The sequence below is a fragment of the Catenuloplanes sp. NPDC051500 genome (assembly GCF_044454585.1).
Lineage (GTDB): Bacteria > Actinomycetota > Actinomycetes > Mycobacteriales > Micromonosporaceae > Catenuloplanes.
Window position 1 is genome coordinate 19,324 of record NZ_JBITDX010000007.1, and the last position, 12,056, is coordinate 31,379.

Genomic DNA, 12,056 nt, shown 5'->3' on the forward strand with positions numbered 1-12,056 from the left:
GCCCGTCGTCTGCTCGGCGACTCCGCATGAGTCGCCAGCGCAGCTGACGATCACCAGTCCCGCCACGAGTCGGTCAGTTCTGCCCGGCTGAGGCCGCGCCGGGCGGTAAGGGCAGCGACATCTACGCCTGCATTCGTCAGAACGGCGTCGATGTACTCGGCAAGCTCTTCGCGCTCCCCGGTCTCGATGGCGCCATGATTCTCATCGGCAGCGTTCAACCCCAGTACCACTCGCTCAACGGCGGCCCAGACCGCGTCGTCCACCGTCGGGTCCAGGGCGGCGGCGTCGTGCTCGTACGCGTCCAAGACGGCGTCGACCTCTGCCGTGAAGTCCGCCGGCCACAACTCAGCGGCGTGCGCCTCAGCCGGATCCACATCTCCGGCGGCTACGGCTGCTTCCTCGGTTGCCACCTTGCGTCGCCAGCCCTGCGTAGGCCTCTCGATCATGGTCGTCAGCGTAAACGCCCTCTACTTCCCGTGACCCACGAAGGCGTGGATGGTAGTCCACGCCTTCAGAGGCAGGAGGACGGCGGCATACCGCCGGTCGTCGGCTATGCCCGGCCGCCCGGGAGAGCAGGTTGACATCACGAACACCCCCCTGTCAGACTCACCCGACAGGGGGGTCATTGATTCCTGACACCCCTGTCGCGGAAGAGGAGGTCCTGGATGAGCGGCGCCCCGCCCACCGGTGACGAGCTGGTGACGGTGCTGGCCGCGCTGGCCAGTCCGCACCGGCTGCGGATCCTCGGCGCCCTGGCGTCGGGACGCACCTATGTCAGCGAGTTGGCGCGGCGGCTGGAGATGAACCGGCCCCTGCTCTACATGCACCTGCAGAAGCTTGAAGCGGCCGGTCTGGTGACAGGCGAACTGGTCACGGCGCGCGACGGCAGCTCGGTGAAGTACATCGAGGCCGTGCCGTTCACCCTGGCGCTGGACCTGGACGCGATCGCGCTGGCCGCGAGCACCCTGACCGGCCCGGCGCCGGCGACAGAACGGGAGAAGTAAGTGATGGAACGCCACCTGGCCGCGGACATGGCTCAGACCTCCACAATCGCGTTGGCGGTGATCCTCGTGGCGGTGATCGTCGTGGGGGGCCTCGTCGGAATAGGCATCTACCGCGCCCGCTACGCCGCGGCCCGCGAAGAGGGTTACCGGACGCTTGCCGGGCGGAGCGCCGACAACGCGCAGGCCACCGCGGAGGAGCTCAAGGGCGTGCGGGCCGAGCTCGGCGAGGTGCGGCAACGCCTGGCCGCGCTGGAGAAACTGCTCAGCCAGATCGGCTGAGCGTCAGCACGTACACGGGGGAGACGTAATGACAACTGCACCACGACGGAAATGGGCGCAACGGCTGGCCGTGGCCTGCGTCGCAACGGCAGTGGCAAGTACAGCCGCGACTGTTCCGGCCGCGGCAGCACCGGTCGATGCGGCGGTGGCCTCCGCCGACGAGCTGGCCGCGGGCGAGGCCTACATGCGCCGGTACATGGAGCAGGTGCAGGCGCCGGGGATGGCGTACGCCGTCGTGCGGGGCGACCGGGTCCTGCTGCAGGGCGCCTGGGGCGTCGACGGCGACGGCCGCCCGATGACCGCGCAGACACCGTTCCTGCTCGGATCCACAAGCAAGTCGTTCACCGCCCTCGCGGTGACGCAGCTGGCCCGGGCCGGCCGGATCGACCTCGACACCCCGGCGCGCACCTACCTGCCGTGGCTGCGGGTGGGCGACGAGGACACCACCCGCACGGTGACTGTGCGACAGCTGCTGACACACACCAGCGGACTGCCGGCCGTGTCCAACTCCACGCTTACCGATCGCTACGACAACAGCTCCGGCGGGCTCGCCCGGTCGGTGCGCGATCTGGCCTCCGTGCGTCCTGTTGCCCCGGCCGGGCAGGGGTACCGGTACAGCGACGCGAACTACATGATCCTGGGGGCGCTTGTCGAGAACGTCACAGGTGAGACCTTCGGCGGGTACCTGCGCCGCCACGTCCTGGACCCGCTCGCGATGACACATTCCGCGGCCACCGCCGAGGAGGCCCGCGCCGTGGACGTACCGGCCGGGCACCGGTACTACCTGGGCCACCCACAGCGACACGACACACCGTTCGACACCGCCGGGGTGCCGTACGGGTTCCTCGCCGCCAGCCTCGACGACCTCACCCACTACGTCAGCGCCCAGATCGGGGGCGGCCGATACGGGGACGCGCAGGTCCTCGACTCCGACGGAGTGCTGCAGATGCACACCGGAACCGCTGACACCGGACACGGCGGCAGTTACGGCCTCGGGTGGAAGAACAACACCCTCGACGGTACGGGCGCCGGCATCGTCTGGCACTCAGGTGCCACGCCGAACTTCTTCAGCCACGTCGTGCTCGTACCGCAGTCGAACCTGGCGGTGGTCGTGCTGACGAACGTCTACGCGCTGCCGATGGACGCGTCGTTCAATGCCGGAGCTTTCGACCTCGCCCGCATTCTGCACGGCCACGCCCCCGCAGCGGCCGCCGCCGAGGATCCGATCTTCCTGTGGGTCCTGGCCGGGCTGCTCACCATCGCGGCCGTACTCCTCGTCCTGCTGGTGGTGACGCTGGTCCGCCTCCTTCGCGCCCGCCGGCGGAACACGGTCCGCTCACGCCGCCGGACTGTCGCCACCACCGCCGCGTGGCTCGGCGGATGCGCCCTCGCCGCAGCCGTTGCCGCCTGGCTGGTACCGACCCTGTGGGGAGCCGGCCTCGCCAAGGTGCAGATGTGGGCCCCCGACATCGGTCACGCCGTCGTTGCCGTGGCGTCCCTGGCCGGCGTCCTCGCGCTGACCAGGATCGGCATCGGCGCGCACGCCCTCGGCCGGTCGGGCCATGGAGGAGGCGATCAATTCTTGACTAACTAGTCCATAATTGCTACGATTACGGACTAGTTAGTCAAGAATGTGGAAGTGGACGCTTGCTGAAGGACGTACTCGTAGCCAAGGTGGCGGCGGAGCACTGAGCCCCGCCGTGTCCAGGCGTTTCGCCGCAGGGATACACGAGTGCTCCTGGCCGATAGCCGCCAGACGCGGCCGTCGCAGCATCGGATCGGCGGCCACCGGCACAGCGAACACGGCCGGCCGAACCAATGCGAAAGCGCACCACGCACCTACACCAGGAGAAAAAGTGGACGCCATCACCGAGATTCAGAAGCGCCGCGAAGAGATTGCTGTCGATTACTTCCGTATGGTGGACGCGGGCAACCCCGCGGTTGTCGACCTCTTCACGGAAGACGCTCGCATGTTCTACCCCAAATTTGGCATCGCGAGCGGGAAGGCACAGATCGGAGCGTTCGCTCAAGGTCTCGGCCGGGGAATCGCGTCGCTCGAGCACGAGATCGACGGCTTCACCGTGCTGTCGTCCGGGAACTACGTGATCGTCGAGGGTGCGGAAAAGGGAACGACGACGTCAGGCGTGAACTTCCCTGACGGCGTTTCCTCGTTCGGGCTGTTTTGCAACGTGTTCGAGTTCCAGGGCGAACTCGTCAAGAGGCTCCACATCTACGTGGACCCGGACTTCGCAAACACGCACACCGAAGGCGTGGCCTGGGGCAAGTCGGTGCAGGACAGCATCACCAGCCTGTAGTCACCCGCCCGCACCGTGGTGTTGTCGCCACTGGTGCGGGCGGCTACATGGCGTCGAGGAGGCAGTCCTCCCGCGCCAGCGAGTGACCAGGGCGTTTCTTGGAGACCCGGGCCACCGCCTCGGCAGTCCTTTCTGTCGTTCTTCGACCACTCACTCGATCTTGAACGCGCGGATCTCGGCGGATCGAATTCTCGTTTGCGAATGCGTTCACGCGCGAGCACGGCACATCTCCCGGCCGCTACCGTCGCCCGAACAACGAAACGTGAACCTCAAACGCGCTCTTCTCGGCAAGAGCGTGCGTTCGCCAGCGTTCCGCGCCCTATATGCAGCGTGACGACCCGCGAGGGCGCCGGCGCACTCGGCGGCAGATGAGCATGTGTCAGAGGCGTTCCACGCGGTCGGCCTGCGGGCCCCGGTCGCTCTGACGCACCGTGTACCGGACCTGGTCGCCCTGCTGCAGCGGTTCCGGCCCGGTGACCACGGAGACGTGGACGAACAGGTCGTCGCCTCCGGCGTCCGGGGTGATGAACCCGAACCCGCGGTCGCCGTCATAACGTGTGACGACGCCGTGGCCCGCGCGTGCGGGCACGCCCCGTGACGGCGACTTACTCCTGGCGGATGACGGCCCGGCCGGTGCCGGGCGTTGCGGTGGCGGCGCGGGCTCGGCCCCTCGGACCAGCTGCACGTCGCGGGCCTGCGGGCCCTTGTCGCTGCTGGCCACCTCGTACGCCACACGGTCGCCCTCTGCCAGCCAGGTGAGACCCTCGGCCAGGGACCGGGCGTGGACGAAGACGTCCGCGGCGCCGGAGTCGGGGGTGATGAAGCCGAAGCCCTTGTCCTCGTCGAACCAGGAGACGGTTCCGTCCGCCCCGTCAGCACCGCCCGCCGTGACGGACAGGCCGGCCCCAGGACCGAGCGGGATCACGTGCGCGGCCTGCGGCCCACGCTCGCCCTCCACGACGACGAAGGCCACCCGCTGCCCCTCGCTGACCACGCCGCCGGTCACGATGGCCGAGCTGTGCACGAAGATGTCGGGGCCGCCACCGTCCGGCGACGCGAACCCGTACCCCTTGGTCGGCTCATACCAGTTGACCGTGCCGAGCACACCCACGGCACCGCCGGCAGCCTGCTCTGCGGAGCCGCGCACGCGCAGCGCCTGTGGACCGCGCTCGTTCGTGCCGGTCTCAAACTCGACAGCCTGGCCCTCACGGAGCACCTTCGAGCCGCCGTCCCCGACGATCTCGGAGGCGTGCACGAACACGTCTGGTGATCCGTCGTCAGGCGCGAGGAAGCCGAACCCCCGTTCGGCGTCGAACCAGCGGACGATCCCGTGCGGCATAGGAAAACTCCAGATCGTTGAAGCGGCATTGCTCCCAGTCTCGCTGACGTCGTCGCACCCGGAACCACCGGGACCGGCCATGGTCAATCGGTTGTCAGCAGGTCATAGGCGGCCAAGGTCTTTCGCCAAGAGCGTGCGTTCGCCAGCGTCCCACGTCCTATACGCAGCGTGACGACCCGCGATGGCGCTGGCGCGCACTGCGGCATGAGAGTGAACCGGCCACGTGGGGCATGCATCGATCCGGCACACTCGTGCGGTGACCGAATTTTCTGTCTCCGTTCCCGCCTATGACGCCATGCGCGGAGTTGTTGCTCCGGCCGAAGGCGGCACCGTCACTGTCGAGATCGTCAATGGCGCCGTAGAGATTTTCGGCGATCCCACGAGCTTTCGGGATCTCGCACGTCTGTGTCTCGCGCTGTCCGACCCGGATGCACCTTCCGGTGCGCACATCCACCTCGACGAAGGCTCCGGCCCGCTCGACCTCGGATCCGCGCCGCTCATGCTCGCTCGAGATCCACGCGCTTAGACGTAGACGTCCGGATCGCGGCATGAGAGTGAACTGTCGGGGGTATATAGGTCGTGATCGACTCAAAGGGCACCGCGAGGGAGGCATCGATCCATGGACGTGCGCACTGAAGGCCCTGGCCCATACAGCAAGAGCGCCATGCGGCTTCTCGGCGGCGCGACCGCGCTGTTCGCCGTCTTGTCGCTCGTGTGGGGCGGCATCCTGGCGGCTGATGACGACTCTCGCGGCGTGAAGCTGATGATCCTCGGTGGTGTGCTGGTCATCGTTGCCGCTGTTGGAATTCCGCTAGGTCTGCGGCGCGGTCGAATGTAGAACCGCACCTCCGTCGGCACGAGCCTCGGCGCGGGTCACCAGGCCCCGGTATCCACGCCGCAACGCCGCCCCTGTCGACCAGCGCGCACGGTCGGCGGCAGATCCGAATGCCGGCGAGCCGCATCAAATACGTCGACGAGCGCTCGCTAACTTGCCGGGATGACCTCTGACCGTCACACACCGGCTCGAACGCTTGACGACGCACAACGTCAGCGAGCGCGCGATCTCATTCAGCGCCTCAGAGACCCGAAGCTGCCGGACGAAGCCAGTAACGAGCTGTTGGAGGCTCTGGAGAAGGTGCTGCTGTACCCCAGGGTCAGCGATCTTCTGTTCTGGCGCACACCCGAGTTCACCGCTGATGAAGTCATCGACGAGGCGCTGCGCTACTGGCCCTTCGTCGGCTAGCCGACGAAGCTCAACACACGCATACGCACACGCACACGCGCTCATCGGCAGATCCGGATGTTGAGTGCAGCCCAGGAAGACTACGCAGCGTCATACCGACGCTGTCAATGAGATGAACACCGACTGTTCGATCAACGGAGCCTGTCAATCTCAAGGGCCGGCTTGAAGCGGTCAGCCATGGATGCCGGCTGTGCGGAGTACCGCGTCAAGTCCGGCGGGACTGCCGGGCCAGTGCTGGCGCAGCGCGTGCGGCCCGGCGCGGCGGGCTACCGACCGCAACGCCAGCGCCACGATGATCGCGTCGTCGGCGTAGCCGATGACCGGGATGAAGTCGGGGATCAGATCGATCGGTACGGCGAGGTAGGCCAGCAGCAGCCACAGCCGGATCCGCACGCCGTGAGGGAGGGCGGCATCGCTTGCGAGCCGCTTGAGCAAGCGCAGGAGATCCGGCAGCAGCCGTAACATCTCGCCGAGCCCCGGGCGCTGGTAACGGCGTCCCGCCAGGAGCAACGCCACGATCAGGGTCAGCCACACCGCAACCACGCCCGCACCGGCGCCGATCACGATCTTCCACACGATGTCCATCGATCGTGACTGTACGGATCGCCGGGCTGCAGCGCCGGTGCGGACGAACGTCCGCGCTGCCACGCCAACCGGCGGATGGCAACCGCTGATCCGGCTCGACGGTCACCACACCAATGGCGGCCGCCTGGGAGAGCCATGGCTGCCTGGCATCGGGTCGTGTCAGTCGAGCCGGGCCGGGCGGCGTTGTCGGCATCTACCTAGGATGTTCACCGAACGATTTTCGATCCTGGGGCAGCCCGTGGCGGAGGGCGTCGAAAAGACTTTCGAGGCGGGCGCGGTGGGCGCTGGTCACGACGCTGAGCGGTTCTGCGGCGATGACCTGGCGCGCCGTGTCGACGAGCAGCGCGCTGTAGCCGGCGATGAAGAACGCGGCCAGCAGGGTGGCATCGCCGTGGAAGGTGTCGTCGTCGGTGAGTTCTTCGGTCAGCACCCGCTGCAGGTCGGCGGCGATTTCCCGGGTACGCGCGATCAGCGCCGGTGAGCCGGCCACGGTCCGGAAGAAGGGCACGGACCGCTCGTCGAGGCCGGACAGCGCGTGCCGGGTGTCGAGCAGGCCGAAGACGGCTTCGCGAAGTGAGTCCTGCACCTCGACGCCGGGTGCTCGCTCGCGTACCGCGGCGCGGACGAGTGCGACGGCGTCGTCGGTGCGATCCAGCAGCAGGTCCTCCTTGCGCGGGAAGTGCTTGAACACCGTGACGCTTGAAACGCCGGCCTCCCGCGCCACGTCGGTCACGGTGACCTCGTCGAACCCACGCTCCAGGAACAACCGGGTCGCGACCTGCGAGATCCGCGCCCGCGTCTGTGGCCCACCTCTCTGGTCTGTCCGGGGCATTCGACCCTCACTCCATTGCGTGACTTAACTTAGTCGCTTAGTTTAGTGGATGTGACCACCACTGCACAGCCTGACATCCCCGCTCACGCCCCCACAGCCCACCGGTCCCTGCGCGACGTGTGGATCGCCCTGGCGGGGCTGTCCGCGGTGTTCCTCTTCGAGATGCTCGACAACTCGATCCTCAACGTCGCCCTGCCCACCATCGGCCGCGACCTGCAGGCCTCCGCGAGCGGGCTGCAGTGGGTCACCGGCGCCTACTCGCTTGTGTTCGGCGGCGCGATGCTGCTGTTCGGCGCGATTGCCGACCGCTTCGGGCGGCGGCGGGTCATGCTCACCGGCCTGGTCCTGCTCGCCGCCACGAGCTGCGCGACAGTCCTGGTCACCTCCGCCGGGCAACTCATCGCGATCCGGGCCGTGATGGGGCTCGCCGCGGCGATGACCACGCCCGGGTCGATGGCGCTGGCCTTCCGGCTGTTCGACACCGACGATCTGCGGGTCCGCGCCCTGACCGTCATCTCCACCGCGGGCCTGGTCGGTCTGGCCCTGGGCCCCACCGCGGGCGGCTTCCTCCTCGCGGTGACCGGGTGGCAGGCCCTGCTGCTGATTAACGTGCCGATCGCCGCGCTCGCCTTCATCGGCATCCGCCTCGGCGTCGGCGCCGATACCGCGAGCGGCCTGCACCGAGACCCGATCGACGTCACAGGTGCCGTGCTCGGTACGGCGACAATCGTGCTGGCCCTGCTCGCACCGACACTGTTCGTCGCCCAGGGCGGCCACTCCTTGGCACCCTGGAGCGTGACCGCCGGCGCGATCGTGGCAGCGGTCGTCTTCACCTGGCGGGAGAGGACGGCGCATCACCCGCTGCTGGACCTGGCCCTGGTCACCCGGCCGATGGTGTCGAGCGGGCTGGCCTACAAGGCTGCCGCAGGTCTGGCCGTGGCGGGCTTGAGCTACCTGGTGACGCTGCAACTGCAGTTCGCCTGGGGGTGGTCACCGGCCGCCGCAGCCCTCGGAATGCTGCCGCAGGTAGTCGTGCTGCTGGCCGGCGGCCGCCTCGTCGGCCCGTTCGTCACGCGCGCCGGCCTGCAGCGGGCCGCCTGGCTCAGCGCCGTGGCGGTCGTGTCAGGCCTGGCCGTGTTCGGCGCGTTGAGCCGATTCGGCTACCCGTGGATCGTCGTCGCGCTCGTGCTCGTCGCAGCCGGAATGCGGGTGGTCGGCGCCGTCGCGGGCAACAACGTCCTGCAGGGTCTGCCACCGAATCGCACCTCCATGGGCGCAGCCCTGGTCGACACCAGCAGCGAACTGGCCTCCGGGATCGGGATCGCCGTTACCGGAACCATCCTCGCCGCACTCTTCACCGGCAGCCTCACCGCACCGGCCTGGAACACCGCGCAGAGCACCCAGTTCCAGGACGCGGTGCAGATCGCCGGCCTCACCCTCACCGTGGTGGCCGCCGCCCTGGTCGGCTTCGGCATCCTGCGCTCCCGGCAGGTACCCACCGACCCGCAGGCGCCCACCGCTGCGCAGCACGCCGCCACACCGTCTGCCTGACCGGAGACGGCCGGCCCGCGCATGAGAACCGTCCACAGTTCCGACAGGAAGAAGCGTTCCGCCATGACCGAGACCATCGCCCGCCCGCCGTTCGATCCCGAACTGGCCACGTTCCTGACCGGGATGCAGCAACACGGCCCGTTCGTGCTCACCACCGAGATGCTGCCCCGGATGCGGGCCCTGGAGATCAGCGAGGCACAGCTCGACGAGAACCTGCGAGCCCGCGGACTCGAACGCCGTACCGTCACCGTTCCCGGCCACCTCGGCGACCCCATCGACCTGGCGGTCATCCAGCGGGCCGGGCGTACCGGGGAGCCTGCCGCCTGCTTTTACACAATCCACGGCGGCGGAATGATGTTCGGGCACTACCTGGGCAACCTCGACTCGTACGACGACTGGCTGCTCACCCACGATGTCGTCCTGATCAGCGTCGACTACCGCCTGGCCCCGGAACACCCCGACCCCTACCCGGTCGAGGACTGCTACGCGGGCCTTGTCTGGACCGCGTCGCATGCCGGCACCCTGGGCATCGACCCCGAACGTATCGTGCTCGTCGGGCAGAGCGCCGGCGCCGGCCTGGCAGCGGGAACCGCCCTGATGGCCCGCGACCGCAACGGCCCCGCAATCATGAGCCAGATCCTCGTCTCACCCATGCTCGACGACAGCGACTCCACCATCTCGACACGGCAGATCGACGGCGTAGGTGTCGCCGACCGGGCCATGACCCGCTTCGCCTGGAACGCCTATCTGGGCGACAGAAGCGGCGGTGGCGACGTGTCCGTCTACGCCGCACCAGCGCGCGCCGATGACCTGTCCGGCCTGCCCCCGACGTACCTCGACTGCGGCAGCGCCGAGGTCTTCCGCGATGAAACGGTCGCCTACGCCGGCAGACTCTGGGCAGCCGGCGTCCACGCCGAACTGCACGTCTGGCCCGGCGCCTTCCACGGCTTCACCTCCATGATGCCGCAGGCGGCCCTGTCCCGGACCGCCATCGCAGCCCTGGCCGACTGGACCGCCCGCATCCTCACCGCCTGAGAACCACATGATCAGCGCGACAGCGACGGCGTCTCCCAGGACGCGAGGATCGGAAGCAGCCGGGCCGTGTCCGATTCCGGCGGGCAGGTGTACACGATGAGCCGTTGGTCGGGCTCGTGCGGGGCGGCCATCACCTCGATGTCGAAGTGCAGGTCGCCGGCGGCCGGGTGCCGCAGATGCTTGACCACGGAGGCGTACTCGCGCACGCCGTGGTCGTCCCACCACGCCGCGACGAGCGGATCCGTGGCGCGCAACTCAGCGATCAGCCGGTGCGTGGCCCGGTCGTGCGGGTCCCGGGCGGTCTCCCGGCGCAGCGCCGCGACAGTGGCCCGCGCGAACGTCGGCCAGTTCACGATCCGTTCCCGGGCGGCCGGGTCCTGGAACAGCCAGCGGACCAGCGACGTACCAGGCGTCATCGGGTGGCCGAGCACGGCCGCGAGCAGGTCGTTGCGGGCCAGGATGCGGCTGTGCCGGCCGAGGATCAGCGCGGGCAGGTGGTCGAGCGCGGTCACCATCCGCAGCAGCCCCGGGTCCGCGCGCTGCGGGCGGCCGGTGGCCCGGACCGGCCTGCCTGGTGCGGCGAGATCGTGCAGGTGGGCGCGTTCGACGTCGTCCAGGCGCAGTACGCGGGCCAGCGCGTCAAGCACCTCGCGCGAGATGTTCGCCTGCCGCCCCTGCTCGACGCGGCTGTAGTAGTCCGGGCTGAGGCCCGCGGCCACGGCCAGCTCCTCCCGGCGCAGCCCCGGCACCCGGCGCGGACCGGGAAACTCCTGGATGCCCGCCTGGGCGGGGGTCAGTTGCGCGCGCCGGGCGCGCAGGAACGCACCGAGCTCCGCTCGATCACGGGCCATCCGTCGAGGGTACGGACCCGGCGCGCGACCTGGGTGGTCATGCCGTGCCCAGGTTGGATGGACTCTGGCGCACCCCCACCAGCCGGGCGTTTCCTGAGCACATGAACAGCACAACTGCCCTCGTCACCGGCTCCACAAGCGGCATCGGTGCCGCCATCGCCCGCTCGCTCGCCGAGGCCGGCATCCTGGTCGCGGTAAGCGGCCGGGACACGGCACGCGGCGAGACACTGGCCGCGGAGATCGGCGGGGTCTTCGTCCCGGCCGACCTGGCCGGCGACTACCAGGGCCTGCGTGACCTCGCGGCCGAGGCGACCGCCCGGCTCGGCGGCCGGATCGACATCCTGGTCAACAACGCCGGCATCTACCCGGCCACGCCGACGGACGCGCTCGCGGACGCCGACCTGGACGCGATGCTTGCCGTGAACGTCCGCGCGCCGCACGTGCTCGTCGCCGCGCTCGCACCCGCGATGGCCGCGCGCGGCGACGGGGTGATCATCAACATCGGTTCCTGGATGGCCCGGGTCGGCGTCCCGTTCGCCGCGGCGTACACCGCCACGAAGGCCGCGCTGGAGCAGATGACCCGTACCTGGTCCGCCGAGTTCGGCCCGCAGGGCGTGCGCGTCAACACTGTCGCGCCCGGCGTCACGCTCACCCCTGGCAACGAGGCGTTCCGGGAGGTCCTCGACCACCAGACCGCGGGCACCCCGGCCGGTGTGGTCATCCGCCCCGAGGACATCGCCGCCGCGGTCCGGTTCCTCGCCTCCGACGACGCCAGGATGATCCACGGCAGCACGCTCGACGTCGACGGCGGCATCCTCGCCACCCGGCTGCGCTGAGGACCGGACGGGGTCTTCCCGGCCGCCCACGGATCAGACGGCCGCGGGAGCTCGCGGAACCGGACCACCGCGGAGGCGGGACAATGATCTGGTGTTGACTCTCCAGCCGCTGGAAGCCGCAGGCTGATCCGTGTGACCGACGAGCTGTACACGATCGGGCAGTTGGCTGGCCGGGCCGGGTTGCCG

The 12,056-nt window shown here is 69.2% G+C and carries 15 protein-coding genes and 3 pseudogenes; 10 read left to right on the plus strand and 8 right to left on the minus strand.

The window, feature by feature from the left end:
* Positions 1–50 precede the first annotated feature (50 nt).
* Complete coding sequence (locus ACIA8K_RS15895; RefSeq protein ID WP_396059313.1) at positions 51–446, minus strand: hypothetical protein; 396 nt, start codon at positions 444–446, stop codon at positions 51–53.
* A 219-nt stretch (positions 447–665) separates the two neighbouring features.
* On the opposite strand from ACIA8K_RS15895, the gene ACIA8K_RS15900 reads away from it, so the two are divergent.
* From ACIA8K_RS15900 to ACIA8K_RS15915, 4 genes are all read left to right on the plus strand, one after another.
* Positions 666–1,004, plus strand: coding sequence for an ArsR/SmtB family transcription factor (locus ACIA8K_RS15900; RefSeq protein WP_396059315.1), 339 nt, complete (start codon positions 666–668; stop codon positions 1,002–1,004).
* Positions 1,005–1,007: 3 nt separating this feature from the next.
* A complete protein-coding gene (locus ACIA8K_RS15905) occupies positions 1,008–1,283 on the plus strand; it encodes a hypothetical protein (protein ID WP_396059317.1) in 276 nt (91 codons plus the stop codon).
* Between the two features lie 28 nt (positions 1,284–1,311).
* Positions 1,312–2,877, plus strand: a complete 1,566-nt coding sequence (locus ACIA8K_RS15910) for a serine hydrolase domain-containing protein (protein ID WP_396059319.1) — start codon at positions 1,312–1,314, stop codon at positions 2,875–2,877.
* Positions 2,878–3,139: 262 nt separating this feature from the next.
* On the plus strand, positions 3,140–3,598 hold the full coding sequence (locus tag ACIA8K_RS15915) for a nuclear transport factor 2 family protein (protein ID WP_396059321.1): 459 nt from the start codon (positions 3,140–3,142) through the stop codon (positions 3,596–3,598).
* A 379-nt stretch (positions 3,599–3,977) separates the two neighbouring features.
* Here the strand turns inward: ACIA8K_RS15915 and ACIA8K_RS15920 are convergent, their stop codons facing one another.
* From ACIA8K_RS15920 to ACIA8K_RS15935, 4 genes and pseudogenes are all read right to left on the minus strand, one after another.
* Positions 3,978–4,283, minus strand: a complete 306-nt coding sequence (locus ACIA8K_RS15920; RefSeq protein WP_396059971.1) for a cold-shock protein — start codon at positions 4,281–4,283, stop codon at positions 3,978–3,980.
* Positions 4,272–4,496, minus strand: a pseudogene (locus ACIA8K_RS15925) (cold-shock protein); the annotation flags it as partial. The gene ACIA8K_RS15920 and the pseudogene ACIA8K_RS15925, both read right to left, overlap by 12 nt.
* A gap of 15 nt (positions 4,497–4,511) precedes the next feature.
* A pseudogene (locus ACIA8K_RS15930) lies at positions 4,512–4,703 on the minus strand (cold-shock protein); the annotation flags it as partial.
* A 36-nt stretch (positions 4,704–4,739) separates the two neighbouring features.
* A pseudogene (locus ACIA8K_RS15935) lies at positions 4,740–4,937 on the minus strand (cold-shock protein); the annotation flags it as partial.
* A gap of 256 nt (positions 4,938–5,193) precedes the next feature.
* Between ACIA8K_RS15935 and ACIA8K_RS15940 the strand changes: the two are divergent.
* The 3 genes from ACIA8K_RS15940 (at position 5,194) to ACIA8K_RS15950 (ending at position 6,180) form a co-directional block, all read left to right on the plus strand.
* Positions 5,194–5,463 (plus strand): hypothetical protein, encoded by a 270-nt coding sequence (locus ACIA8K_RS15940; protein ID WP_396059323.1) that lies wholly within the window; start codon positions 5,194–5,196, stop codon positions 5,461–5,463.
* A 93-nt stretch (positions 5,464–5,556) separates the two neighbouring features.
* Entirely contained in the window at positions 5,557–5,775 is a 219-nt protein-coding gene (locus ACIA8K_RS15945) for a hypothetical protein (RefSeq protein WP_396059325.1), read from the plus strand.
* Between the two features lie 159 nt (positions 5,776–5,934).
* Complete coding sequence (locus ACIA8K_RS15950; protein ID WP_396059327.1) at positions 5,935–6,180, plus strand: e9imm peptide; 246 nt, start codon at positions 5,935–5,937, stop codon at positions 6,178–6,180.
* Between the two features lie 171 nt (positions 6,181–6,351).
* Here ACIA8K_RS15950 and ACIA8K_RS15955 read toward each other — a convergent pair whose 3' ends face one another.
* On the minus strand, positions 6,352–6,765 hold the full coding sequence (locus ACIA8K_RS15955; protein ID WP_396059329.1) for a YkvA family protein: 414 nt from the start codon (positions 6,763–6,765) through the stop codon (positions 6,352–6,354).
* Positions 6,766–6,958: 193 nt separating this feature from the next.
* A complete protein-coding gene (locus ACIA8K_RS15960) occupies positions 6,959–7,597 on the minus strand; it encodes a TetR/AcrR family transcriptional regulator (RefSeq protein ID WP_396059331.1) in 639 nt (212 codons plus the stop codon).
* 51 nt (positions 7,598–7,648) lie between these two features.
* Here ACIA8K_RS15960 and ACIA8K_RS15965 point away from each other — a divergent pair, with 51 nt between their 5' ends.
* Entirely contained in the window at positions 7,649–9,148 is a 1,500-nt protein-coding gene (locus ACIA8K_RS15965; RefSeq protein WP_396059333.1) for an MFS transporter, read from the plus strand.
* Between the two features lie 63 nt (positions 9,149–9,211).
* Positions 9,212–10,183 (plus strand): alpha/beta hydrolase, encoded by a 972-nt coding sequence (locus ACIA8K_RS15970; protein ID WP_396059335.1) that lies wholly within the window; start codon positions 9,212–9,214, stop codon positions 10,181–10,183.
* 11 nt (positions 10,184–10,194) lie between these two features.
* On the opposite strand, the gene ACIA8K_RS15975 is transcribed toward ACIA8K_RS15970, so the two are convergent.
* Positions 10,195–11,034 carry a helix-turn-helix transcriptional regulator gene (locus tag ACIA8K_RS15975; protein ID WP_396059337.1) on the minus strand — a complete coding sequence of 280 codons (840 nt, stop codon included), beginning with the start codon at positions 11,032–11,034 and terminating at the stop codon, positions 10,195–10,197.
* Positions 11,035–11,135: 101 nt separating this feature from the next.
* Between ACIA8K_RS15975 and ACIA8K_RS15980 the strand changes: the two genes are divergently transcribed.
* Positions 11,136–11,870 (plus strand): SDR family NAD(P)-dependent oxidoreductase, encoded by a 735-nt coding sequence (locus tag ACIA8K_RS15980; RefSeq protein WP_396059339.1) that lies wholly within the window; start codon positions 11,136–11,138, stop codon positions 11,868–11,870.
* The last annotated feature ends 186 nt before the right edge of the window (positions 11,871–12,056 follow it).

Coding starts and splice junctions, on each gene's coding strand:
- ACIA8K_RS15895 (WP_396059313.1), bottom strand. CDS start 446: ATGATCGAGAGGCCTACGCAGGGCTGGCGACGCAAGGTGGCAACCGAG.
- ACIA8K_RS15900 (WP_396059315.1), top strand. CDS start 666: ATGAGCGGCGCCCCGCCCACCGGTGACGAGCTGGTGACGGTGCTGGCC.
- ACIA8K_RS15905 (WP_396059317.1), top strand. CDS start 1,008: ATGGAACGCCACCTGGCCGCGGACATGGCTCAGACCTCCACAATCGCG.
- ACIA8K_RS15910 (WP_396059319.1), top strand. CDS start 1,312: ATGACAACTGCACCACGACGGAAATGGGCGCAACGGCTGGCCGTGGCC.
- ACIA8K_RS15945 (WP_396059325.1), top strand. CDS start 5,557: ATGGACGTGCGCACTGAAGGCCCTGGCCCATACAGCAAGAGCGCCATG.
- ACIA8K_RS15950 (WP_396059327.1), top strand. CDS start 5,935: ATGACCTCTGACCGTCACACACCGGCTCGAACGCTTGACGACGCACAA.
- ACIA8K_RS15955 (WP_396059329.1), bottom strand. CDS start 6,765: ATGGACATCGTGTGGAAGATCGTGATCGGCGCCGGTGCGGGCGTGGTT.
- ACIA8K_RS15960 (WP_396059331.1), bottom strand. CDS start 7,597: ATGCCCCGGACAGACCAGAGAGGTGGGCCACAGACGCGGGCGCGGATC.
- ACIA8K_RS15970 (WP_396059335.1), top strand. CDS start 9,212: ATGACCGAGACCATCGCCCGCCCGCCGTTCGATCCCGAACTGGCCACG.
- ACIA8K_RS15975 (WP_396059337.1), bottom strand. CDS start 11,034: ATGGCCCGTGATCGAGCGGAGCTCGGTGCGTTCCTGCGCGCCCGGCGC.
- ACIA8K_RS15980 (WP_396059339.1), top strand. CDS start 11,136: ATGAACAGCACAACTGCCCTCGTCACCGGCTCCACAAGCGGCATCGGT.